Raw genomic sequence first — 21,172 nt, forward strand, 5'->3', positions numbered from 1 at the left:
CGATGCTGATGAGCCCCAAGGGGCCCATCGATGAGCCTCTTGGGGCTCAACCTGTCCCCCATACGGGACACCTTGACCCTAGCAGGGCCACCCGTGAACCTTGCGGAACGGCTGGGCCCGGCATGGGCTGGTGCGGTCGGGGCGTCCGCTTCGCGGCCACCTGAACAGACAGACATAGAGAAGATCAAGAAAGCCGCAGGTCAGCGCGATGCTGATGAGCCCCAAGGGGCCCATCGATGAGCCTCTTGGGGCTCAACCTGTCCCCCATACGGGACACCTTGACCCTAGCAGGGCCACCCGTCCCGTATGGGGGCAACATTGCGCACCTTGGATCGGCGTGTTCGGTGTCCCCTATGGGGGACACCGAGGTACTGTGGTGCGCAACGGGTCCCCTATGGGGGACACATGGGACGGGAGAGGGGTCCATGGCGCGCGCAGCTGTCAATCGACAGACAGGCGAGATTCCTGATGGTCCGGAGCACGAGGGGTACGAATGGTCTAGAAGCCGACGTCACACCAACGTCAACAAGGCGGTAGGTAAGGACGTTTGGCACAAGTCGTCGGGACTCAACACGAACGACCGAGACGTGCTGGGTTTCTACCTCTTCAACTCTCCCCCGGGGGGAGGGCCGGTGCGTAAATCGTTCCTGGACATCGCCGATATGCTGGGGATGAAACGCTCGACCCTGACACGGTGCGTCAACCGTTTGGAACTTGCGAAACTTCTCGTTGAGGCTGAGAGGGTCGGACGGGTCCGGTTCTTTCGGGTGAGCGCCAGGTTCAGCTTCGACGGAGGGTCGCAGCAACAGAGAGCTGCGGTGCGGAACTCACCCCATCCGATGATCCCTTTGCCCCCTGAGGAGCAGACGTGATGACGGCACAGGCTATGGAGCAGCCTTGGTTGAGCCCACGCGACCTCAACGACATGCTGATGCGTGCGGTTGATCTCCAGGGCGCAGACCTTCGAGTCCTGATGTACTACGCCACAGCGGTTCCGGCAGGTGAAGCGGTACCCCAGTCGGTGCGCGCCATTGGCGAGCGGCTGGGGCTTTCCTCTACCGCTAGCTCACGGTCAGTCAAGAAGTTGGTAGAAGCGCGCTGGCTGACGGTCGCCTACGCGGCGGTAGGGCTCAAGTTTTACCGACTTGGACCGATGGCCCGTGCTGCGGCTGCTGAGCCGTCAGACGAGCTCTCAGAGGGCGCGCTAGCCTCTGTTCACCACCTACCTATTCCCGAGCGTGAATAGGTAGTACCCCGGAGAAAGCAGGAGGGTCCCCCACTCGGTGGGGGACCCTCCTGCTTTCTCCGGGGTACTACTACTCGACTTCGGCGATGGTCAGAGTGACTCGGTGGTGAAGCGGCGCGCTGGTGACCGTCACGAAAGCCGTTTCGCCTGAACTGCGGTACGCGATGGCGACGATTCGGAATCCAGGAACGTCCTCTTGGAGCCCGAGTGCAGCCGCGGCGGCCCCGTCCATCGGCTCGGCCGTGATCGCGGCTTCTGTGTGCGCAACGTCCCAACCGAGCCACTCGGCCATGCGGACGCCCGCGGGCTTGTCGGCCGGGGCCGCTCCGACCGGGGCCAGCATGGGGGGGACCCCGTCGTACCCCTGGGGCCGCCTACCGGCGAGGTCGACCGTCATCACCGTGGTCTTGTGCTGGACGGGCGTTCCATCGATGGTCCGGAGTCGGGTGCGCTCCACTACCTCCGTCCCCGCTGGAATGCCCCATGCCTCCATCGACGCTGGCGCCGGGAACTGGCGGACGCTGGTGGTTTCCTCGTGGCCACTCGCTGTACCGGTGGCCGGCCTCCATGCGGTAGCTGCCGTCAGGTCCGGTGGCGTGAACGTACCGAGATGGGCATCGGCGGGGGGGCCAGCTGTGACGGTGGTGCCCCCCTTTCCTCGCACTGTCTTGACCATGCCCATGCCCGCAAGTGCGGCGTAGGCAGCGGCGGCGGTCTGCTGACTGGTCTCGTACTCCGCGGCCAGGTCGCGGATGTTCGGGAGACGGCTCCCGTAGGCGAACTCCCCACTCAGGATGCGCCTGCGGAGTGCTGCGGCGATCTGATTTGTATTCATTCGCTCCTCCTTGTGAGCCCAGTGTTCGACACCCATTCTAGCTAGTCAAGCATTGCCGCGTTTCATCTTGACATAAGGATCGGTGCCCCCTATTTTTGATCCCACGGCGTCAGAAGCCCCTGGTCACAGGGGCGTTGATGTCTAGCCCGGACGGCACCGCGTGATGGCGGCTGAATGGCAGTGCTCGGCATGTTTTGAGAACTCAATCGAGGACGTACCGCGCCCCGGACCGCAGCTCGGCTGTGTAGGGGAAGGGCGGGCGTCAGCACGAACACAGCACCACAGGCATCTGCGACAAGCCGCAGGCCCTGCCGCGCGAGCAGCCAGTACCTTGCGCCAATGCCGCCCTTGCGGGGCGGACGGGCGTCCAAATCGCGCGGTGAGACAAGGGCAGAGATCGCATCCGAGAGACCGACCCGTGACCAGGGGAGACGATATGACGGAGACCCCGCACAGCAACGCGGCAGCAGCAGAGGCGTACGAGACCCTGCGGCAGACCCTCATTGAGGTGGTGGCCGATCCGTTGGCGCCCGGCGCCGAGGAACGGCTGACGGCCGCGGCGTACGCGGCCAACGCCCTGATGTACCCGAGCAGCAACGGCAACTGACCCGTTGCCCGATCCGCCCGCGCTGCGGGCGGTGAGGGGAGCCGTCAGCTCCCGTCCACTGCGGCTCTGACCGGGGGTGCAACCCCGGTCAGAGCCTGGACGACACCCAACCTGAGCAGCAGGAAGGGCGGTCCCACATGGATCGTAGCGAGAGCATGATCACGGTCGGGCACGCGGTGCCCGGCATCGACGTGTCTGGCGGTGCGCGATGACGTACACCCACGACGAGGTGGCCGCGCGGATCGCCCGTGCGGACGCGGCGGTGAAGGCGGCCGAGGCCGCGCAGGAGGCGGTGGCGCGGATCCGGGAGCGGATCGCGGCGCAGCAGTCGGGGGGCGCCGAATGAGCGCGGAACCGACCGACTCGGATACCGACATGGAGGAGGCGCTGCGCCGGGTCCGGGAGGGGCGGTAGCGGTCAGCGTGGGCCCTGCGCAGTGCGCAGGGCCCACCAACGACCGTTACGCCCGCTGATCTACCGAGTGTCAAAGGGAGGAACCACCTATGTTCCGCATCGTCCGCAGCGTCGTGTACGCGGTGCTGCACACCGAGCTGGACCAGGCCCGCGCCGATCTGGACCAGGCCCACACCGACCTGGACCGGATCCGCGCGGACCTGGACCAGGCTTACACCGACCTGATCGAGGCCCGTAACGAGCAGATCCGTGCGCTGATCGACGCGGGAACCGCCAGCGACTCCGCGATCCGTGCCGAGGGTGCAGTCGAGACGCTCCGCGCGGCGCTCGGACGGGCCACCGCCGATACCGCCCGCGCCGAAGGGGAACTGCACGCGCTGCGCCCCGAGCTGCTGCTGGACACCGAGGATCGGGCCGCGCTGCGGAAGCTGGTCCACATCGCCCGCAAACAGACCGCGCGCGCGACTCGGGTCTACGCCCTCTTTCACCAGGGCGCCCTGCACAGTGTCCACGCCTCGGTGGAGGCCGCGGAATCGGCCGCCGAGGCCGAGGGCGCGCCCCCGGACGGGTGGACGGCCTACACCCCCGGCAGCGGGGTGCCGGGGGCCGCCGAGGTCGTCTGGCGGGTACAGCCGCTGCCGCTCGGCGGTGCCGCATGACGGCGCTGGAGGACGACGTCGAGAACGGGCGGGAGTTCGACATTCCGGCGGTCCGGACCTACGGCGCCGCGTACAGGATCGCCGTGCACACCGACTCCCGGGGCGCCGTGATGGTCGCCTACACCCGAGACGGGGAGTCGGGCGCGGTGACCCGCTCGGAGATCCGGCTGGACCCCGGGACCGTGGCCTACGTACTGCGCCGACTCGGCGCCCGAGAGGAGACACCCGCATGAGCACACAACCCCCGCCCCCGCCGCCGTCCGAGACGGAGACGGAGACCGAGCGGCGGGCCCGCGCATTGCGCGAGGCACTCGACCGCCAGGCAGCAGCAGACGCCCGGCACATCGCGGCCCGCCCCCGCGGAGAGTCCGGTGAGTAGCCCCCGTGAGCCGCTGGAGCTGGCCGCGGACGTGATCCGCGAGGCAGTGACCTGCGACCGGGGCGAGTGCACGCCTGATGATCACCACCGCTTCGTGACCGAGAACATGACGATCGCGATGGCGCGGAACCGGGGCGAGGACGACTGGTGAGGCGCCCGCGCCGGTACCGGGTCGCCCCGGCCGACGTCCCGACCGCGACGGTGACCCCGGTCCCCGGCCAACTGCCCCTGTGGCCGGGGACCGGGGACCGGGGTCACCGAGCACCTACACCAACGGCACCTACCAGGGAGGGAACAGCATGAAATCCCCGAACATCGAGCCGCGGACAGTCGTCCTCGGCATCCTCGGCGCGATCACGGCGGGCGTCGCCGCGCTGAGCATCAGCGTCAGCTACGGCATCCTCGTGCCCCACTTCGGCGCGTGGGCGACACCGACCGTGGTCACCCTGGACGCCCTGTGGGTGGTCCTCCAGGCCACGGAAATCGTGGCGGGGGCCGACCGGTCGCGGGCGCGCCGCGTACGGGCCGCGGGCGTCGTCCTCACCCTGGCGATCGCCGCGATTCCCACGGTGGAGCTGATCGAGACCCTGCACCGCGCGGGCGCGGAGCTGGACCTGGCCGTGGTCCTCACCCCCGCGGCGATCGGCGCCACGAAACTCGCGTGGTGGGTGGTGCTGCCGTCGCTCGGGCGCCGGACGTCGGCTCGCACGCGCCAGACGATCGCCGCTCGGCGCCAAACGGTCGCTGATCGGCTGGAGCAGATGCAGGCCGACGCGGCCGACCGGATCGAGCTGTACCGGGTCGGGGCCGACCTCAACCGGCGCGTGGCCGAGGCCGAGGCGGACTACCGGCGCGGCGTGCTGACCGCGCAGCAGACCACGGTGGAGCAGCTGCACACGCAGGCAGAGGCCACCGCACAGACGCTCGCGGACATGCCCCTGCCGCCGCTGGCCACGGACATCGTCATGCCAGCGCTGGACGGGTGGACACCGAGCGCTCCGGCCCTGCCCGTCGCACCCGTCACGCCCGCCGTCACACCCGTCACGCCCCTCGTCACGCAGGTCAGCGCGCTGCCCACGCCCGCGCCCGTCACGCCCGTCGCGTCTCTGACGCTGCCGGAACTGGCCGCCGTGGCGGGTGTGACGGTCCCCGTTGAGGACGTGCCGCTGACGGATGCGCAGTTGCTCGTGGTGCTGCGGCACCTGCGGTACCGGACGGATCCGCCCAGCTCCTACCGCGCGGCCAGCTCCGCCTTCTGGCGGCTCGGGTACCAGGGCAGTGCGCGGCGTGTCCGCAAGGGGTGGGCGGCGTTGGTCGAGCTGGACCCCGGCCACAGCAGCGACGCGGACGACGTCGACACGGAGGAGAGCAGCGAGGACGAGGGTCTCGTCACGTACCCGGGCGACGACGGTTGGCCCCCTGCCTGACCCTGATCCGGCACACACCGATGCGGCCCAACCCCCGCGAGTGAATGGGGGGTTGGACCGTGTCGCGACTGCCGGAACGCAATTGCAGTCGACCGGCCAGACACGGCGAGCCATTCGCGGCGAGCGAATTGCACCGGAGGTGCATCCGCAGACCCGCTGTGCAGACCCGATACAGGCCAGTAATTCATGCGTAGCGAATGCAAGTTGGCGCTACTATCAGTGATCCAAAAACCAAAAGAAAGGGGGCGATATGGCTAAAAAATCACAGAATGACCAAGATTCTGAGGATATGTGGGGTAACGGAGTCGGAGCGATCGGCGTCGTGGTCGTGGTGCTGTCCGGCCTGATGACCATCAAAATCAAATTGGGTCTGCCCTGGATCGCTGCGGTCATGCTCACGGTGGGCGTGTTGGTTCTGCTCGGCTGGGGGGCCTGGTGGCTGAAGACCCGAGTTATTCGCTGGTGGTCGAGCAAACCCGCGGCAGGAAAAGAACCGGCGCCAACGGCGGCACTTGGACAGGAAACCACCGCTGAACCGGCCGACGTCGAGCCGGCGCACCCCGAGCTGACCAGGGTATTTGTCCGTGCAGGCGTAATCGGTAAAGACGAGATCATCCGTCTGACCGACGTCACCACGGAGCGCCTTCCCGTGGGCACCCGATACCATTTCCTACTGCCCGAAAAGCGAACCCACGAGGAAGTCACCAGCAAACTCGGGCCCGTCGCCTCAATGTTCGGCGTGACGAGGCTTCACCTCAAGGTGAAAACATCCCGGAACAACGAACGGGAAATCACGCTGATCAAACTGGATCGGCCTCCGTTTACCGACCGGTTCGAGCCGCCGACCCGAAAAGAGATTCTGGCATTTGACGGGATCCCGCTCGGGCACGAAGTAACGGGCGAACTCGGTGGTGTCGCCACCCTCGATCGAGCATCCATGCTAATCGCGGGAATGAGCCAGATGGGCAAGACCACTCTTCTGCGTGGCCTTATCGCCTGTTTGCTGGTCATCTACCGCGACGAATTCGACCTGGTCTTGCTAGATGGCAAGCGAACCGGCCTGGCACCCTTCGCGAAACTCGCCCTCAAATACGAGGCATCCAGTGATCCGGCCGTCATGGAAAAGCTTCTTGACTGGCTCATCGCTGAAATGGAAAGGCGCTACGCCGAGCAAGAACAGGCCATTCTCGACCGCAGGCCCCCACCAGTATTCCGGAGAATCATTTTCTTCGGTGACGAGGTGGCAGACTTCTACAAGTCGAACGGTACCCCGAAGTCCAAAGAGCTGATCGCCCGGGTTGAAGCCAAATCGAGATTCCTGGTCGCGAAATCGCTGGAATGCGGTATCTCTGTCATCTTCCTGACGCAGCGCACAGACAAGGATGCTATCCCGGTCGACGTACGCGCCCAATTCCAGTACCGCCTGTCACTGTATGTGGATTCCGAAGGGACGGCGAAAGTCATCCTGGGCGACTCCTACTTCTCCACGGTGGCACCCATAAGTCCCGCTCTACTCAACCCAGAAATCAAGGGCCAGGGCGTTCTGTTCGTACAAGGCGCATCCACCCTAATTCGGGGATTCGAGTTCCCCGATCAATTCCTGTGGGAATTGGTCGATGAAACGAATGCGCGCCGGAAAAAACAGATCGCTATTGTCCCAGACTCTCCACTGAAAAAAGCCGTAGAAATCCTCAAAGGCAAGGGTGTCACCTTCATGGAGACGAAGGACCTGGCGCCCCTCATGGGGATCCCGGTAACTACGCCCAGTGCCATGGGAACCGGGCTCTCGCAGCTCCTCGGTCTCACCTCTGGCAAGGACGGGATCAAGCGCGGCTACCACCTTGAGGACCTCGCCGCGGCACTCGTGGTGGAGTCCTGAGAGCCCGCTACAACGCCCGCTACGTGCCCGCTACGCGCCCGCAGGGTGCCCGCTACCCACCCGCCAGGACCCGCCCACAGGACGGACTCCAGCGGGCAGGTAGCGGGCAGGTAGCGGGCACCCTGCGGGCACAAATAGTGCCGCTGAACTGGTAAAACGCCTGAAAACAGAGGAAGGGGGGGAGGAACCTGAAAACCAACGCCGTGGGCGTGGCCGGACTGGCGATGGGGGCCACGGTGGCCGTCATCGTGGCCGCGCTCGTCCAGGCCGCCGGGTCCACGCCCGCGGGGCAGGCACTCGGCCTGTCCGTCGCGGTACCGGACGCCTACAAAAGCCTCGTGGAAAAAGCGGGGAACACCTGCCCGGAAATCAATCCGAACCTACTCGCTGCACTCCTGAAAACAGAATCGGAATTCAATCCGCGGGCAAGCTCGCCGGTGGGCGCTCTGGGCATCGCTCAATTCATGCCGGCCACGTGGGAAGACGAAGGTGTGGATGGCAACGGCGACCACAAGAAAGATATTTGGGACCCGGAAGACGCGATCCCGTCGGCAGGTAGCTACCTCTGCAATATCGCCAAGGATGTAAAAGGCGTCCCCGGTGACCGGCAGAGCAATATACTGGCTGGCTACAATGCGGGCCCACCGGCTGTCATAAAATATGGGGGCGTGCCCCCGTATAAAGAGACACAATCGTATGTCAAGGCCATCAATGCGATGGCCAACGTCCCGGTATCCGGTGGCGGCGGAACGGCCAACGATCAACAGATCGCCACGGCTATCAATGCCGCAGATGACCAAATCGGATTGCCCTACTCGTGGGGCGGCGGCGACGCAAACGGACCGAGCACCGGATCATGCTGCTCACCCAATGGAAGCTCCGGCGGAAGCATCATCGGATTCGACTGCTCGGGCCTCATGCTTTACGCCTACGCCAAAGCGGGAATTTTCCTTCCCCGCACCGCCGCGGAGCAGTACGCCGCATCCGAACCGATCAAGCGCGAACAAATCCAGGTCGGGGATCTCGTATTCTACGGATCCACCCCGGAAAACATTCACCACGTCGGAATCTACGTCGGCGGGGGGCAAATGATTGAAGCCCCCCGTCCCGGTGTGAACGTCCGATACTCATCCATCGATTCAATGCCCGACCTGTACTCTGCCGGGCGCCCCATCCCATCGAAGAAAACGGAGATCTGATATGGCACGCGAATTCATCCTGGCGGCGGACGACCACGACCTGTCCGGCGGATTCGACGAATTCTTCAAGACCATCGCTGCGTCCGGTGGCGGAATCCTCGTCAAGGCGACCGCGGCCGTCCTCGTCGTCGTCGCCATCGGGATGGCGTTCAAGGCGATCAATAACCCGAAGATGGCGCTCCGGAAGGGGATGATGGCGGTCGGGACCCTGTTCGTCGCGATCATCCTCGGCCTGTACGGCAGCACCATTTTCTCGTCCGTGACCAACAATGCCCCGAAGGGCTCGCAGCAGGCCCCTAACAACCCGAAGGGCTGATAGCGATGCTGCCCACAAAAGACCCCTGTCACCTCATCAAGGGGAAAGCTCGCGAATTCTGCGAGCGCGGTGACGACGGAAAAGGGAAACTGCCCAACGGCGACGTCACAGGCACCGCAGCGAGCAGCGTCCGCGAACTCGCCGACAAGCTGATCTCCGGAATCAAAGCGCTTCTAGCGCCCAAGGACGGATGGACGCCTAAATCGGTTGACGGTCCTGTCTATAGCCAATTCGCGTGGCTCGGTCAGCACTTAGCGGTGTCGATCATGATTTGTGTTGTGGTGGTCTGTGGGCTGACGGCCTGGCAGGGCGTTCCGCGACTGCGTCAGATGGGTCTCTCGGTCGGGTGGACGCTCGTGGCCGTGGCCGGGACGGCGTCGGTCCCCGCGATCGTGCTCGCACTGAACAAAGCGGTATCCGCGACGTTCCTGAAAGTTTTCGACTCGGATGAGTCGACGCTTTTCGCGGTCATCCGAGCCGACATGAAAACGGGGGCCGATTCGAGCAATCCGCTGGCCATGCTGATCATCGTGTCGGCCCTGGTCGTCGCGCTCGGATTTGCGTTCCTGGTGTGCGTGACCCGAAACCCCGCGATCATCGGTTTCGTGCTCGTGGCCCCGCTGGTGCTGGCGAGCCTGGCGCGTTCGGGCGACACGAGGGGCGTCCGCCTGTGGGTCGTGCGACTCCTCGGGCTGCTCTTCGCGCCGCTCATGCTGGTGCTCGTCGTGCCGCTCGTGAGCGTGGTCAAGGGCTCGCTCGTGCTGGACGCGGTGCTACTGCTGGTGGCCGACCTCGCGATGCTACGGATGATCACGCACGGCGTGCCGTACCTCGGGCCCCGCATCGCGGGAGTCGTCCGCAAGGAAGTCGAGAGCCGCACGCCCAGCCCGCTCGTCCGGGGCGCGGTGCGGCTGGGGGCCCCGCTGTACGACGAGTACGAGAGCACCCCGCGCGGCCCCCGCGCGGTGGACACCCCCGGCCGCGGCGTGAGTCAGGACGGGGGCGTCGTCCTCGGGTCCTACGGGATCCGGCGGCAGTCCCGCCCGGGGCGCCTCACCACGGCGTCCGCAGCAGATCGGGTGCGGCGCGACGCCCCGCGCACCGAGCGGCTGGCCGAGACACGCCGCCGCGCGCGGGCTGACGCACAGGCCGCCAACCCGGCCCCCGGGCCGAGGAATCGGGCGCCGGGCGCACCCGCCGCGCCCGGTTCCGGAGCGGGGCCGGCCTCGGGGCCGGCCTCCCCCGGAACGCCCCCGCCCCGGACCTCGCCCCGCACCCCTCCCCCGCCCCGCACCCCCTAGGAGGTATTGATGTACTCCCTGAATCCCGGTCATCGTCTCCCCGCGCTCCAGCGCGGACTCACCAACGCGGAATCCGCGGCCACGAAGGCGGTGCTCGGGGTCGGGGGGATCCTGTCCGCATCCACGCTCATCACCCCTCCGCCGGTGTGGTCGTGGGGGGTGCTGGGCGCGGCTGCTGCGGTGGTCGGGGTGGCGCCCGGCCCCCGCTCGATCGCCCGGTGGGCCGCCGTCGGCTACCGGCACCTCACCGAGCGCGGCACCCCGGACTCGCTGACCGCACAGGCCGGGGAGGTGGCCACTTGGGCCCTGTACCCGGAGCACGGCACGATGCAGGATCCGCACCGCCGGGCCGAGTGGCACGCTGCGTTCGGGCGGGCCCTGGCGTATGCCGGGGCCCAGGCCCGGACAGACGGGATCCAGATCCTGGCCACCCACCACGCCGACGTCACCGACCACACCGCGCACACACAGACCCTGTCCGTGTTCGTGCCCCACTCCGTGGGCGGGGCGCGCATTCTCGACCGGATCGAAGGGCAGCTCGCGGGGCTCGGGGTCCTCACCCCGGTCGACCCGGAGCCGGTCCCGGACCTGGTCGAGCGCGCCCCCGGATGGGTCGCCCTGGGCGACGGAGAGTACGCGGCGACCGCCCGCATCGTGGGGTGGCCCGACAAGGCCGACGGCGACCTGATGACCCGGCTACTGCTGGGCGCCGCCGAGGACGCCCGCTCCCGGTCGGTATCGGTCATGTACCGGCCGCTCACCCCCGCTCAATCGCGACGGTCCGCCAAGTGGGGCGGCGCGCTGACCGCCGCGATCCTCACGGACGGCGTCCAAAAGGACGCGGCGGAGCTGGAGAGCGAGTCCACGCACGGGGAGCTGGTCCAGGGGGCCGTGATGGTCGACCTGGACGCCTACCTGACCGTGTGGGGCGACAGCCCGGGGGACGTCATGGACGCCCGCCACCAGGCCCAGCAGCTGACGGATCGGCTCGATCTTGAGTTGGATTGGCTGGTCGGCCAGCAGCACCGCGCACACCTCATGACCACCCCGCACGCCGTCACCACTCGAAAGGGGGCCACCCTGTGATCCGCCTGCCATCCAGCCACGTCGCGATCACCGCGCCCGCCGTCACCTCGAACGTCGGTTTCCCGGGGATCATGATCGGTCAGTCCGTCCTCGATGGGCGCGAGTTCAGGCTCTCCCCGGTCCGCGTGGACAGCGGCATCCTTCCGTCGACCAACTCGTTGGCGCTGGGAGGATTGGGGTCCGGTAAATCTGCCACGGGCAAAATCAGGATCCGTCGGGAAACCCTTGAATACGGGCACCAGAGCGTCGTCATCGACCTCGGCGCCATGAGGACCGACGACGGGTACCGCGGAGAGTGGGGGCCCCTGGCTCGGTCCCTGGGCGGCATGGTCATCGAGGCCGGGACCTTCACGATGAACCCGTTGTCGAGCGAGTTCGCGCCCGCGGTCCGCGAGCAGCTGCTCCGCTCGCTGATTGCTGCGGTGGAGCCGGACGCCCTGGACCCGCACGCCACACACGCACTCCAGCACGCACTACAGAACCCGAAGGCCACGGACATGCGGGGTCTGATCGAGGCCCTGGTACACCCAGAAGACGGGACGTGGCGCCGGAGCAAGTTGGAGTCCTGGGGTGAGCGCGTCGCTATCGCCCTGTCCCGGTACGTCGATGGCGCACTCGCCGGGCTGTTTGATGGCCCGGCCGCGGCCCTGCCCCCGACGAACCTCCCCATGATCCATTTTGATTTCGCCCGACTCGACAGAAATGGACCGGCCCTTCCCGCCCTGATGGCCGCCGTCACATGCTGGGTGGAGCAGGTCTGGATTCCCCAATCGAGGGCCCCCCACAAGCACCTCGTACTAGAGGAGGCGTGGGCGATTCTGCTCGCGCCGGCCACCGCGTCGTTGGTCCAGCGGTTGCTCAAAAATTCACGTCGCCTGGGCCTGTCCCTGGACGTGCTGATGCACACGCTGTCGGACCAGGGCACCGGCGCCGCTCAGGATTTGGCGCGTCTCTGCGAGGTTGTGCACGTGGGCAGGCTGACCGTGGACGAGGCCGCGGCGGTAGGGGCCGTGCTCGGACTGCCTGACTGGGCCACCGCCCGTATCCCGCAGCTGGATCCGGGTCAGGCCGTATGGCGGGTCGGGCCCCGATACGTGGACGTCGTCTCGACCATCCTGCACCCGGAGGAGGTGGACCTGACCGACACCTCGGGCCAGCGACGCGAAGGGCAGACCGAGGAGGACCACGACCACGACCAGGACCACGACTACGACCAGGACCACGACTACGACCAGGTGGACGAGGACCAGGGCGACCAGGACCACGACGAGGACCAGGCCGACGAGGACCACGGCGGGGGCGACCACGATGACCCGGACGACCGGGACCGCGTGTACTTGCTCAAGGCCCCCGCGCCCGACGAGGGGCAGCCCATTCGGAGCCCGGATGTGTGGGATTGGGACATGCCGCCCACGGTGGTGGACAGTCGCCACTACGACGTCGTTCAGGCTGCTCGCGCTGGCCGGTGCGGGGAGGCTGCCGAGCTGGCCGTGATCGGGGAGCGCGCCGACATCCGGGCCCACGGCATCAATTCCGCCCCGGCCCTGTCGTGGCTGTCCACCAGGGCGACCGTGGCTGATCTCTGTGGGAGTCCTGAGACAGCCGCTCAGCTACGCGCTACGGTCACGCGCATGGGAGGAAATGTGGAGTGGTGGGATGCGGAAGCGGCGGACGCCAGAGCAGCAGCAGAGCGGGGGCACGACGGCCCCCCGTCCCACATGCCGTCGCTCGACCCCGGGCCGACGGACCCGGTCGCCAACGGCGGCCAGTCGCCTGTACCGTCGCGCCGCCGGATGTGGCCCTACGCGGCCGTGATCGCGGCCCTGACAGTCACGACCGCGGGCGTCTGGCAGATGGCAGGGGACGACGCGCAGCGCGAGGAGCGGCAGCAAACTGCGGCGGCGTACAAGGGACGGTCTGGTGCCAATCTGCTAGTTGACGGCGTTGATGCAGACGTCGTTGCCCGGTGGACCAAGGATCATGATCGAGTCATCGTCGAACTGCGGACCTACTTCGAGACTGACGCCAAACTCTTGCGCATCGAGGCGGCGGGCAAGAGCGCGGTCAGCACTCGGGGAGACGACCGGTACACGAGGGACCCCCAGTTGGAGATTCCGATCAAGGATGCCCTTGCGGATGTGATCGTCCGTATAGAGGTCGGCGGAGCGAGCTGGCACGAGGGTGCCAAGGGGACGGTCAGGAACGTCCGGCTATCGCCTACCGGTGTCGCGTACGACGCAGACACCGGGGAGCGGTTGCGCTCCGATATCTGATCGCTGTTCCACCGCCGCTGGCCCGTACCCCTGTCTCGGGGTCCGGGCCAGCGGCGTACCCGGCGCTACACGACGACGAAGGAGGCGACCGATGGGCGAGATCAGCGGCGCGGGAATCGCGCTGGCAGGGACCCTGTTGGGAGGGTTGATGGCGTGGTGGGGGCAGACACGTCAGGCTCGGGTGCAGCGGCAGCAGGCCATAGTCAACAGGGGGTTGGCCGCGCTCGCGGATCTGGCGGCGGCCCTTGCGGATCATCGGCGCGCGATGTGGCTCCGCGAGGACCTGCGGCTGTCCGGCGCGCCCGCGGAGCAGGTGGCCGCGGCCCGGTCCGCGAGCCACGTGACGCGGTCGGCCGTGACGGCACCGCAGGTGTCGGTAGCCGTCCTCATGCCGGGCCTGCGGGATCGAGCCGACGCCGCGGTGCGCGCCGCGTACGCGCTGCGGGGCGCCCCGTCGCTCCCAGAGGTGAATCAGCTCCGGGACGCCGCGGTGGACGCGGTGGACGCGATGGTGGGGGCGGCGGCACGCCTGCTGACGACGTGATGTGAGCCAAGAGGCCCCCGGCCCCCCTCATGAGGGGGGCCGGGGGCCTCTTGGCGTTTTCGGGGGTCCGATTTTCCGCGGAAAATCGGGCGCGCTCGCGGCCCCGGATCAGGGGTGTCTACACGCGGCAGTGGGGGGAGCCGCTCATGCCTGATCTCGGCGGGCAAAGGTGTGCAGCCATCCCCGGATCACGTCGGTATGCGTGGTGAGGAACTCCATGAGGAGGTCAGCCGCGCGATCTGGGCTGATGTCGGCGTGCTGTGCCTCGGTGGTTACCCACGTGCTGAGCTGGGTGGTGTGTGCGGTGCTCAGTTCCCACTGGCCGGGGTCCCCGGCAGGGGCGGGGCGCTCGCTTTTTCCCAAGTTTGGGAATGCGTGGGTAGTTCCCGTGACCGGTTCGCTGGCGTCGGCCGGGGGCGTGGTCGCCCCAGGCGTGGCCGGGGCGGGGGGCAGCTGCCGCGGGACGAACATGGCGTCCAGCCCGACCGGCCCGGTGCTCGACCCGAGGTAGTCGGCGAGATTCCCGACCACCTCGGCGGTGACTCGCTGCCCGCCCTTGTTGCCGTGGTTGCGCAGCATGACGTACCAGCGGGCGACTAGCTCGGGCCCCTGTGCCGCGGCGACGTCGACCAGCGCGCGGATGTGGGAGTCAGGGGCGGGCCGTTCGAACCGCTCCGCGATCTGCGCGGCCAACGGCCATTCGTTGATCTCGCGATAGGCCGCGGACTCGCTGATGCCGTCCCACTCATCGTTCAGGTACTCCTGGCGGGTGCGCTGGCCATCCTCCCCCCGGTAGAGCTTCCGGCTGAACGCCGCGGCGAGGCTTTTGCCGCGCATCCATTTTGCAGTCTGGTGGTGGTCGCGGGCAGCGTGGATCCGGTCCAGGTCCCGTTGCTCGCGTGTGTCCAGGGGGCCGCTGCGGTCCAGGTTCTCGGGAGCGGGGATCAGGTCGGCGACGAATGCCCGCGCTCGGTCCGGCCGGCGCTGGCGGTCTACTTCGGTTTCGGTGCTCATACGTTCCGTCGCGGCTCAGGGATGTGACCGAGCCGGGTCAGCTCGGTCACAAGGGCGTCGTAGGGGGTTCGTCGTTCTCGTTTGTCGCAGGGGTTCTTGACCGCGGACGCGAGCGACTCCCACCGGGGGATCTGTGTGGTCAGGACATCCCAGACTGGGTCAGTGCCTGATTTGCCACCGTTGGTGAGGTAGCCCCTGTACTTCTTCGGGCTGGAAGCCCCTGCCTGGCAGCGATTCAGCAGCACGACCGTTGTCGGGGGTTGCCCGGTGGCACGCAGGGACGCAGACCGCCGGATCAGTTTGGAGAGCGGAGTGCCGCGCTCCGGTTTGGTCAGTCGGTCGTAGTCAGGCTCGGTCGGAGACAGCGTCACGATGGCGAGGTCGGCGACTTCCAGCACACTGTCGACGATGTCGGGGTGATTCTCGGCGTGACCCGCGTCCACGATGTTGATCTTGCTGTGGTCCATCTCCGTGTAGATGGTCTCGGCGAAGGCTGGGGTGTCTGCCTCGATCACCCTGCACGGAAAGTCGTCGACCTCCCGTGCCCACGCCGCAAGCTGGAGGGACTCGTCAGCGTCATAGCACGCGACAGGGTGACCAGCCCGTGCCAGGGCGTACGTGAGGAGCCCGGAATTGGTCGTTCCCCCCATGGTGCGGGGCTTAATACTGGCAATCAGCATGGATCTCACCCTACCCATTCCCAACTTTGGGAATGCGCCCAGGTGGAGGGGCGCCCACAGATCCTCGCTGTGGCGCTCACGGCCGGGTCTCCGGTGCTGGGCACGCCCACACCTCCGTGTCGAGCCGGTGGGCGCCCTGGCGGTCGCGGATCCATCCGCGGGGGGTAGCCCCGCGGGTGAGCGGGCGTCCGCAGATGACGCACGCCCGTCCCATGCTCTGATCCCACGTCAACCCGCGTCCCGAGGGGAGGGGAGCGCGTGCGCACGGCACGGTGCTGCTCACGGTCGGGGTGCCGGGGCGGCGGGGCCGAGTGCGGGTTCGGGGGGCCGTGGTGGCCACCGCGGGGTGAGCCCCCGCTGCTCGCGGCACGGCGCGCACGCGTAGAGCAGGACGACGGTCCCGTCCTCACGGGCGGCGTACTGGATGGGGAGCGCGGTACTGGATGATCCGGCGTGCCAGTGGCACCACGACACAGGTGTGCTCATGGTCGCCAGCCTGTCCGCGAAGCGGCCCCGGTCTCGATCCCCCGACGGTAATCTCACGGTGAGATAGCGGCCGGTTGGCCGCATGAGCGACGGGATTTCGGCCGTGACCATCGCTGCCCACGACCCGCCCGTCCTCGCGCCGTGGGCGTGGGAGCGGCCCGACGTTCGCGAAGCGCTCCGCGCCCGCGACGTCGGCGCGCTGCTGCGCGCGGTGCAGAAATTCAGCGGGGCGAGTCAAGGGCGGATCGCGGGGGCGATCGGGATGACGCAGGCCCGGGTCAGCGAGATCATGCGCGACCGCCGAGAGGTGGCCCGACTGGACGTGTACGAGCGGATCGCGGACGGCTTATCCATGCCGGACGATGCCCGCCGCCTGCTCGGCCTGGCCGCGGCCCGCGGGCGGCGCGACGGGGGAGCCGGCTTCGACCTCTCCGTGTACCCGGAGGTGGTCCGGGTCTACGAGACGCAGGCCGCGGCTCGCGAGGAGATCCAGCGGCACGCCCGTACCGCGACCGAGCTGGACGTCCTGGCCGTGCGCGGGCTCGGGCTGATCGGCCTCAACGACTCGCTGCTGCGCGGGCATCTGGCGAGGGCCGGCGTCCGCGTGCGGGTGCTGCTGTTGGACCCGGACGCGTCGGTGGTGGAGCAGCGTGCGGCGGAGATCGGGGAGTCCCCGCGGTCGCTCGCTGCTGGGATCCGGCTCTCGGAGGATCGCTTGCGGGAGTTGTCGGGGGTGTGCGACGTGCAGGTGTACCGGTACGCGTCGCTCCCGACGTGGCGCCTGATCCGCGCTGACGACGTGATGTTCGTCGGGGCGTTTGACGCGGGCTGGGAGGGACACGAATCGGCTACCTACAAGGTGGCGGCCACCCCATCCGGACCCCTCTTTCGAGGGCATCGACGGATGGTCGAGGCGATGATCGCGGGCGCGCAGCGCACGGTGTGAGAGGGGATGAACGGGTTGATCGAGGCGGAGCTGAAAGCGCGGGTCCAGGACCGGGCCGCACTGCTGGCGCAGCTGGAGACCCTGGCCAAGGGCCGGTCGGAGGTGTACCGGGACACGTACTACGACACAGCGGCCGGGGAGCTGGCCGGGCGGGACGCGGAACTGCGGGTGCGCACGGTGGAGGGCGCCAGCGGCACGGCGCGCACGGTGCTGACGTACAAGTCCGCGGCGGTGGACGCGGCCTCGGGGTCGAAGCCGGAGCACGAGACCAGGGTCGAGGACGCGGCCGCGGTGCACGCGGTGGTGCAGGGTCTCGGGTACCGGCCGGTGATCGCGTTCACGAAGCACTGCAAGAACTACCACGTGGTCGTCCGGGGTCGCCGCATGCTGGCCACCGTGGTCCAGGTCCCGGAGATCGGCGACGGTGCGACGTTCATCGAGGTGGAGACGATGACCGAGGACGAAGGGCTCGATGATGCGCTCGCGGACGTCCGCGAGCTCCTGGCCGATCTCGGGATCGGCGACGCGGATTTGACGCGCGAGCTGTACACGGATGCGGTGCGCGCGCACCGCGATGCCGGGTGAGCGACGGGGCGGGGCGGCGGGTGTACGGGGCGGATCCGGGTGATCCGGCCGCGGGGCCGGAGCTGGGGCACGTGTACGTCGAGCTGATGGGCGGCCCGCTCGACGGGCAGCTGCTCGACGTGACCGGCTGGACCAGCGAGGAGCGGGCGGTGGGCGCGCTGCTGATCGCTCCGAGAGGGGCGTACGGGCCCGGTGGGCGCGCGGACTACGCCCCCGCCCCGGGCGACGCCGACCACCGGTTCCACTGGGAGGGTGACACCCCCTGATGGCCAGCGTGCTCTAGGGGGTGCTCCACACGGTGGGCCCGCCGCCGCGCCACTCGATCAGCAGCGGGTCATCGAGGCGGACGACGTCCATGCCCCCACCCTGCGGGCGCCCGCTCACTCCAGCACTCCGAGCGCGGTGTCCGGCCGGCAGTGGATGCAGCCGGGGACACCGCGGGCGAGGAGTTCGCGCAGCTGCTCGGCGGTCGCGGGGACGCACCTCTTGCCGGTGGCCCAGCAGTCTCCGGCGTGGACCTGAGTGGGCGGTCGCCCGACCCCGATCCCGTGCTCGACCAGCCACGCGGGCGGTTCCCGCGGCGTTCGCCGCCGCGCCGCTGTCTCTTCTTCCTGCTCGGCGACCAGGAGTGCGCGCTCCGCGCGGGTCAGTTCGGCGCGCAGGTAGGTGACCACGGTGCGGAGTCGGTCCGCGTCCGGGGGTAGGACGGTCACGGCTCAGCGCCCGCCGTAGAGCGCTGCGCGTGCGGCGCGGCAGCTCGGGCACAGGGGGTTGGCGTTTGGGGCTCCGTAGCGGCATGTGGGGGCGCCGCAGGTGGCGCAGGGGCCGGTTTGGCTGGGGGGCCAGGTAGCGACCTGGGGTCTGGCGGGGGTGCTCACGGTGTGCTCCTCGGCGGTGCGGACTACCTCCCTCCAGTAGCGCACATGTTCGAATAAATTGCCTAGCTGCCGCGCGGGTCGGCGTCGGCCTCACGATCTGGCGCGCCGACGTCTCCACTCCTCCATGTCGACCACCCCGGCCGGGGTCATCGACGTCGTCGTCTCGTCCGCCGTCGGGTCGTCTGGACGGGGTCGCCGGTGCGAGCGGTATGGCGGTCGGCACCCCTGGGAGTGCCGCTCGAACTCCCCCGGTCGGCAGTGCTGACACGGTTGCTGAGGCTCGCCGTCGGTCCGACGGTGACGCCCGGTCCCCTGCTGAATGGCCTTGGAGATCACGCACAGGCCAACACGGGAATCGGCGCCCGGGTATGCCGTACGGCTGCCAGCGCGCCCCGCGCCACCCGTTCGGGTGACGCGGGCCCTCGTGTACGCGTACGCGGTTTGTGCGGTGCACCCCCAACTCGCCCCAGAAAAGGGGCTCTTGACAACAAACAGGATCTTTCGTCATCTTTCCGGCATCGATCCGATGGCCGGGTTGTCGCTGTGTGTTTGGAGTGCGATTCAGATGGTGGTGCGGGAGTTCTACGACGAGCAGCAGGCGGCGGGCCGCTTGCGGGTGTCGGTGGCGGCGTGGCGGTGGGCGACCGGCTCGGGCCTTGTCCCGGGGGCGGACGCGGGTCCGGGGCGGTGGTCGCGGGCGGTGGTGGAGGCGGTCGACGCGGAAAGGGTCCGGGCGGCGCTGCGCAGCGTGGGCGCGCGGGGGGCCGCGGACCAGCTGACGCAGGCGCTCGGGGTGCCGTTGCGGTGTCGTCCGCGGGTGACTGCGGCGGCGGTCGGGCATCTGGTCCGGGCGGGTCTGCTGGTCTACCTCGGCGGGGAGCCGGCCTACCCGGACGTGCACCCCGATCAGGTAGCGGCACTGGCTCGTCGCCGGGACCTCCCGGCCGTCCTGGACCGGCACGTGCCGCTCGGCCCGGACCAGGCCGCGGTACGGCTCGGCGTCCGCCGGCTCGACTTCGACGCCGTGGTGGGGCTCGGGTGGGTCCGGCCGATCGGCTCGGTGGACGTCGACTACAAGCGTCAGGGCGGCGTCACCACGATCACCCTGTACTCGGCCGAGGACGTTGCCCTGCTCCAGGTGGCGCGCCCGCTGGTGGACTGGCGGGCGGTGCGCGCGGCCCGCGCTGGGAGCCGGTCCCCGCTGGCGTCTCTGACTCCGGTGGTCCCGGGACGGGATTGGGTGCAGCTGGGCGAGGTCGCGCGGATGGCCCGGGTCGGTCGGTCCGCGGCGGTGACCTGGCGCCGCCGTCACCCCGACTTCCCCGCACCGGCCGGTGGCACGGAGCTGCGCCCGCTCTTCGATCGGGCGGCGGCGGTCGGATGGCTGCTCGCCCACGACAAGATCGAGATCCCCGTGGCGATGCCGTCGGCGTCGCTGGTCCTGGTCGGCGCCGGGTACCGCACGGTCCGGCTCCAGCTCGATGACCCGCACGTCGTCCTCGCCGACGTCGCCGATGCAGAGGACGAGTTGTCCGGCTGGTCGACGGACGCGGACGCCGACGCGCTCGGGGCCCTGCTGGAGGGTGCGGGGGAGTTCGGGGTGTCGGTGGAGCGGCTGACCGCGCCCGGGACGTCGCCGCTGGCGGTGCTGAGCCGGGTGCGACTGGTCGAGAGCTACCGGTCGGGGGCGGGCGGCCTGCGGATCACGCTGGCCTGGCCTGCGAGCATGCGGGGCACTGCTGCTCGGAGTGGGGGAGTCGTGCACCACGTGGATCTGCCCGAGGACGCCGCGGCGGGCGCGGGCGCGGAGTGCGGGTGCACCGGGCATGACTGCGGGGGTGTCACCCCGCGGTGGGGGTGCCCGGACCACGGCCCGGCTGCTGGCGGGGCGATGGAGGAGCACATCGAGGGCGGGGTGTACTGCGCGGACCGCGTCCGCGCTCTGACCGTGGGGACGTCGGTCTGACCGGCGCCCCGTGCCCGCCCGGGGCGGTCGTTCAGCGGCCGTCTCGGGGGGTGCCGGTGCCGAGGGCGCGGCGGCCGGTGCTGCGGGGCGCCGCGGGGTCCTCGGGCGCGGGGGCGGGGGCGGCGTGTTCGGCGGGGAGTCGTCCGCGAAGTGCTGCGGGTTCGGGGGTGGTTGTGGGGTGGGGGCCAGTGCCCAGGGTGCGGCGGGTCATGCTGATCAGTTTCGTCGGTGGGCGGAGCGGTGCGGGCGGCGGGGCGGGCACACTGCGGGGTATGACGCGTGATGAGCAGGCGGACCTGGACGCGGATTCGCTGGCGTGGGCGCTCGTGTACGCCCTCGGCCGGGCCGAGGGGGCGTAGGCGGTGCTGGATCCGGATGCAGTCCCGGACGTGGCGCCGTTGTGCGCTATTCCGTGGGGGATCTGCCCTGATCACGGCCCGACCCTGACCGCG

Annotated in this window: 26 protein-coding genes; 20 read left to right on the forward strand and 6 right to left on the reverse strand. The window is 68.8% G+C overall.

Features of this window, described 5'->3' with window-relative positions; translation table 11 throughout:
• The first annotated feature begins 868 nt into the window (after window positions 1–868).
• Window positions 869–1,246 (forward strand): MarR family transcriptional regulator, encoded by a 378-nt coding sequence (locus ACIBEA_RS41730; protein ID WP_399269277.1) that lies wholly within the window; start codon window positions 869–871, stop codon window positions 1,244–1,246.
• Between the two features lie 70 nt (window positions 1,247–1,316).
• Here the strand turns inward: ACIBEA_RS41730 and ACIBEA_RS41735 are convergent, their stop codons facing one another.
• Window positions 1,317–2,117: a GntR family transcriptional regulator gene (locus ACIBEA_RS41735; protein ID WP_399269279.1), complete on the reverse strand. Its 801-nt coding sequence runs from the start codon at window positions 2,115–2,117 to the stop codon at window positions 1,317–1,319.
• 400 nt (window positions 2,118–2,517) lie between these two features.
• On the opposite strand from ACIBEA_RS41735, the gene ACIBEA_RS41740 reads away from it, so the two are divergent.
• The 14 genes from ACIBEA_RS41740 (at window position 2,518) to ACIBEA_RS41805 (ending at window position 14,165) form a co-directional block, all read left to right on the forward strand.
• The gene (locus ACIBEA_RS41740) at window positions 2,518–2,688 is read left to right on the forward strand and encodes a hypothetical protein (protein ID WP_399269281.1); all 171 of its coding nucleotides are present in this window, start codon (window positions 2,518–2,520) and stop codon (window positions 2,686–2,688) included.
• 208 nt (window positions 2,689–2,896) lie between these two features.
• The gene (locus ACIBEA_RS41745) at window positions 2,897–3,034 is read left to right on the forward strand and encodes a hypothetical protein (protein WP_399269283.1); all 138 of its coding nucleotides are present in this window, start codon (window positions 2,897–2,899) and stop codon (window positions 3,032–3,034) included.
• Between the two features lie 157 nt (window positions 3,035–3,191).
• Window positions 3,192–3,761, forward strand: a complete 570-nt coding sequence (locus tag ACIBEA_RS41750) for a hypothetical protein (protein ID WP_399269285.1) — start codon at window positions 3,192–3,194, stop codon at window positions 3,759–3,761.
• A complete protein-coding gene (locus ACIBEA_RS41755) occupies window positions 3,758–3,994 on the forward strand; it encodes a hypothetical protein (protein ID WP_399269287.1) in 237 nt (78 codons plus the stop codon). The genes ACIBEA_RS41750 and ACIBEA_RS41755 overlap by 4 nt, the downstream gene beginning before the upstream one ends.
• Window positions 3,991–4,140, forward strand: a complete 150-nt coding sequence (locus ACIBEA_RS41760) for a hypothetical protein (RefSeq protein WP_399269289.1) — start codon at window positions 3,991–3,993, stop codon at window positions 4,138–4,140. Before ACIBEA_RS41755 ends, ACIBEA_RS41760 begins: the two co-directional genes overlap by 4 nt.
• Window positions 4,133–4,291, forward strand: coding sequence for a hypothetical protein (locus ACIBEA_RS41765; protein ID WP_399269291.1), 159 nt, complete (start codon window positions 4,133–4,135; stop codon window positions 4,289–4,291). Before ACIBEA_RS41760 ends, ACIBEA_RS41765 begins: the two co-directional genes overlap by 8 nt.
• Before the next feature lie 148 nt (window positions 4,292–4,439).
• Window positions 4,440–5,567, forward strand: coding sequence for a hypothetical protein (locus tag ACIBEA_RS41770; RefSeq protein ID WP_399269293.1), 1,128 nt, complete (start codon window positions 4,440–4,442; stop codon window positions 5,565–5,567).
• A 250-nt stretch (window positions 5,568–5,817) separates the two neighbouring features.
• Window positions 5,818–7,446 (forward strand): FtsK/SpoIIIE domain-containing protein, encoded by a 1,629-nt coding sequence (locus ACIBEA_RS41775; RefSeq protein ID WP_399269295.1) that lies wholly within the window; start codon window positions 5,818–5,820, stop codon window positions 7,444–7,446.
• Window positions 7,447–7,682: 236 nt separating this feature from the next.
• Window positions 7,683–8,645 carry an NlpC/P60 family protein gene (locus tag ACIBEA_RS41780; RefSeq protein ID WP_399269297.1) on the forward strand — a complete coding sequence of 321 codons (963 nt, stop codon included), beginning with the start codon at window positions 7,683–7,685 and terminating at the stop codon, window positions 8,643–8,645.
• A 1-nt stretch (window position 8,646) separates the two neighbouring features.
• The gene (locus ACIBEA_RS41785) at window positions 8,647–8,961 is read left to right on the forward strand and encodes a hypothetical protein (protein ID WP_399269299.1); all 315 of its coding nucleotides are present in this window, start codon (window positions 8,647–8,649) and stop codon (window positions 8,959–8,961) included.
• A 5-nt stretch (window positions 8,962–8,966) separates the two neighbouring features.
• Entirely contained in the window at window positions 8,967–10,262 is a 1,296-nt protein-coding gene (locus tag ACIBEA_RS41790) for a hypothetical protein (RefSeq protein WP_399269301.1), read from the forward strand.
• Window positions 10,263–10,271: 9 nt separating this feature from the next.
• Complete coding sequence (locus ACIBEA_RS41795) at window positions 10,272–11,348, forward strand: hypothetical protein (protein WP_399269303.1); 1,077 nt, start codon at window positions 10,272–10,274, stop codon at window positions 11,346–11,348.
• Window positions 11,345–13,621 carry a hypothetical protein gene (locus tag ACIBEA_RS41800; RefSeq protein WP_399269305.1) on the forward strand — a complete coding sequence of 759 codons (2,277 nt, stop codon included), beginning with the start codon at window positions 11,345–11,347 and terminating at the stop codon, window positions 13,619–13,621. The genes ACIBEA_RS41795 and ACIBEA_RS41800 overlap by 4 nt, the downstream gene beginning before the upstream one ends.
• Before the next feature lie 91 nt (window positions 13,622–13,712).
• Window positions 13,713–14,165, forward strand: a complete 453-nt coding sequence (locus tag ACIBEA_RS41805) for a protein kilB (protein WP_399269307.1) — start codon at window positions 13,713–13,715, stop codon at window positions 14,163–14,165.
• Window positions 14,166–14,309: 144 nt separating this feature from the next.
• Here ACIBEA_RS41805 and ACIBEA_RS41810 read toward each other — a convergent pair whose 3' ends face one another.
• From ACIBEA_RS41810 to ACIBEA_RS41820, 3 genes are all read right to left on the reverse strand, one after another.
• Entirely contained in the window at window positions 14,310–15,179 is an 870-nt protein-coding gene (locus ACIBEA_RS41810; protein WP_399269309.1) for a hypothetical protein, read from the reverse strand.
• Entirely contained in the window at window positions 15,176–15,859 is a 684-nt protein-coding gene (locus tag ACIBEA_RS41815; RefSeq protein WP_399269311.1) for a plasmid partition protein, read from the reverse strand. Before ACIBEA_RS41815 ends, ACIBEA_RS41810 begins: the two co-directional genes overlap by 4 nt.
• Window positions 15,860–16,138: 279 nt before the next feature.
• Window positions 16,139–16,345: a hypothetical protein gene (locus ACIBEA_RS41820; RefSeq protein WP_399269313.1), complete on the reverse strand. Its 207-nt coding sequence runs from the start codon at window positions 16,343–16,345 to the stop codon at window positions 16,139–16,141.
• Between the two features lie 82 nt (window positions 16,346–16,427).
• Here ACIBEA_RS41820 and ACIBEA_RS41825 point away from each other — a divergent pair, with 82 nt between their 5' ends.
• From ACIBEA_RS41825 to ACIBEA_RS41835, 3 genes are read left to right on the forward strand one after another with little or no spacing between them, the layout of a single operon-like run.
• The gene (locus tag ACIBEA_RS41825; RefSeq protein ID WP_399269315.1) at window positions 16,428–17,291 is read left to right on the forward strand and encodes a helix-turn-helix domain-containing protein; all 864 of its coding nucleotides are present in this window, start codon (window positions 16,428–16,430) and stop codon (window positions 17,289–17,291) included.
• A 15-nt stretch (window positions 17,292–17,306) separates the two neighbouring features.
• Window positions 17,307–17,876, forward strand: coding sequence for a class IV adenylate cyclase (gene cyaB / locus ACIBEA_RS41830; protein WP_399269340.1), 570 nt, complete (start codon window positions 17,307–17,309; stop codon window positions 17,874–17,876).
• Complete coding sequence (locus ACIBEA_RS41835) at window positions 17,873–18,142, forward strand: hypothetical protein (protein ID WP_399269317.1); 270 nt, start codon at window positions 17,873–17,875, stop codon at window positions 18,140–18,142. Before cyaB ends, ACIBEA_RS41835 begins: the two co-directional genes overlap by 4 nt.
• A 114-nt stretch (window positions 18,143–18,256) precedes the next feature.
• Here ACIBEA_RS41835 and ACIBEA_RS41840 read toward each other — a convergent pair whose 3' ends face one another.
• Complete coding sequence (locus tag ACIBEA_RS41840) at window positions 18,257–18,589, reverse strand: DUF6233 domain-containing protein (protein WP_399269319.1); 333 nt, start codon at window positions 18,587–18,589, stop codon at window positions 18,257–18,259.
• A 730-nt stretch (window positions 18,590–19,319) separates the two neighbouring features.
• Between ACIBEA_RS41840 and ACIBEA_RS41845 the strand changes: the two genes are divergently transcribed.
• A complete protein-coding gene (locus ACIBEA_RS41845; protein ID WP_399269321.1) occupies window positions 19,320–20,720 on the forward strand; it encodes a hypothetical protein in 1,401 nt (466 codons plus the stop codon).
• 31 nt (window positions 20,721–20,751) lie between these two features.
• Here ACIBEA_RS41845 and ACIBEA_RS41850 read toward each other — a convergent pair whose 3' ends face one another.
• Window positions 20,752–20,931, reverse strand: a complete 180-nt coding sequence (locus ACIBEA_RS41850; RefSeq protein WP_399269323.1) for a hypothetical protein — start codon at window positions 20,929–20,931, stop codon at window positions 20,752–20,754.
• On the opposite strand from ACIBEA_RS41850, the gene ACIBEA_RS41855 reads away from it, so the two are divergent.
• Window positions 20,930–21,079, forward strand: coding sequence for a hypothetical protein (locus ACIBEA_RS41855; RefSeq protein ID WP_399269325.1), 150 nt, complete (start codon window positions 20,930–20,932; stop codon window positions 21,077–21,079). The genes ACIBEA_RS41850 and ACIBEA_RS41855 overlap by 2 nt on opposite strands.
• Window positions 21,080–21,172: the final 93 nt, after the last annotated feature.

It is taken from the genome of Streptomyces sp. NPDC051555 (assembly GCF_044454405.1).
GTDB lineage: Bacteria > Actinomycetota > Actinomycetes > Streptomycetales > Streptomycetaceae > Streptomyces.

Bases quoted from the DNA above. Each gene is read 5' to 3' on its own strand.
- ACIBEA_RS41740 (WP_399269281.1), top strand. From the start codon at position 2,518: ATGACGGAGACCCCGCACAGCAACGCGGCAGCAGCAGAGGCGTACGAG.
- ACIBEA_RS41855 (WP_399269325.1), top strand. From the start codon at position 20,930: ATGCTGATCAGTTTCGTCGGTGGGCGGAGCGGTGCGGGCGGCGGGGCG.
- ACIBEA_RS41820 (WP_399269313.1), bottom strand. From the start codon at position 16,345: ATGAGCACACCTGTGTCGTGGTGCCACTGGCACGCCGGATCATCCAGT.
- ACIBEA_RS41810 (WP_399269309.1), bottom strand. From the start codon at position 15,179: ATGAGCACCGAAACCGAAGTAGACCGCCAGCGCCGGCCGGACCGAGCG.
- ACIBEA_RS41755 (WP_399269287.1), top strand. From the start codon at position 3,758: ATGACGGCGCTGGAGGACGACGTCGAGAACGGGCGGGAGTTCGACATT.
- ACIBEA_RS41845 (WP_399269321.1), top strand. From the start codon at position 19,320: ATGGTGGTGCGGGAGTTCTACGACGAGCAGCAGGCGGCGGGCCGCTTG.
- ACIBEA_RS41790 (WP_399269301.1), top strand. From the start codon at position 8,967: ATGCTGCCCACAAAAGACCCCTGTCACCTCATCAAGGGGAAAGCTCGC.
- ACIBEA_RS41850 (WP_399269323.1), bottom strand. From the start codon at position 20,931: ATGACCCGCCGCACCCTGGGCACTGGCCCCCACCCCACAACCACCCCC.
- ACIBEA_RS41760 (WP_399269289.1), top strand. From the start codon at position 3,991: ATGAGCACACAACCCCCGCCCCCGCCGCCGTCCGAGACGGAGACGGAG.
- ACIBEA_RS41785 (WP_399269299.1), top strand. From the start codon at position 8,647: ATGGCACGCGAATTCATCCTGGCGGCGGACGACCACGACCTGTCCGGC.
- ACIBEA_RS41795 (WP_399269303.1), top strand. From the start codon at position 10,272: ATGTACTCCCTGAATCCCGGTCATCGTCTCCCCGCGCTCCAGCGCGGA.
- ACIBEA_RS41745 (WP_399269283.1), top strand. From the start codon at position 2,897: ATGACGTACACCCACGACGAGGTGGCCGCGCGGATCGCCCGTGCGGAC.
- ACIBEA_RS41735 (WP_399269279.1), bottom strand. From the start codon at position 2,117: ATGGGTGTCGAACACTGGGCTCACAAGGAGGAGCGAATGAATACAAAT.
- ACIBEA_RS41775 (WP_399269295.1), top strand. From the start codon at position 5,818: ATGGCTAAAAAATCACAGAATGACCAAGATTCTGAGGATATGTGGGGT.
- ACIBEA_RS41770 (WP_399269293.1), top strand. From the start codon at position 4,440: ATGAAATCCCCGAACATCGAGCCGCGGACAGTCGTCCTCGGCATCCTC.
- ACIBEA_RS41815 (WP_399269311.1), bottom strand. From the start codon at position 15,859: ATGCTGATTGCCAGTATTAAGCCCCGCACCATGGGGGGAACGACCAAT.
- ACIBEA_RS41805 (WP_399269307.1), top strand. From the start codon at position 13,713: ATGGGCGAGATCAGCGGCGCGGGAATCGCGCTGGCAGGGACCCTGTTG.
- ACIBEA_RS41825 (WP_399269315.1), top strand. From the start codon at position 16,428: ATGAGCGACGGGATTTCGGCCGTGACCATCGCTGCCCACGACCCGCCC.
- ACIBEA_RS41750 (WP_399269285.1), top strand. From the start codon at position 3,192: ATGTTCCGCATCGTCCGCAGCGTCGTGTACGCGGTGCTGCACACCGAG.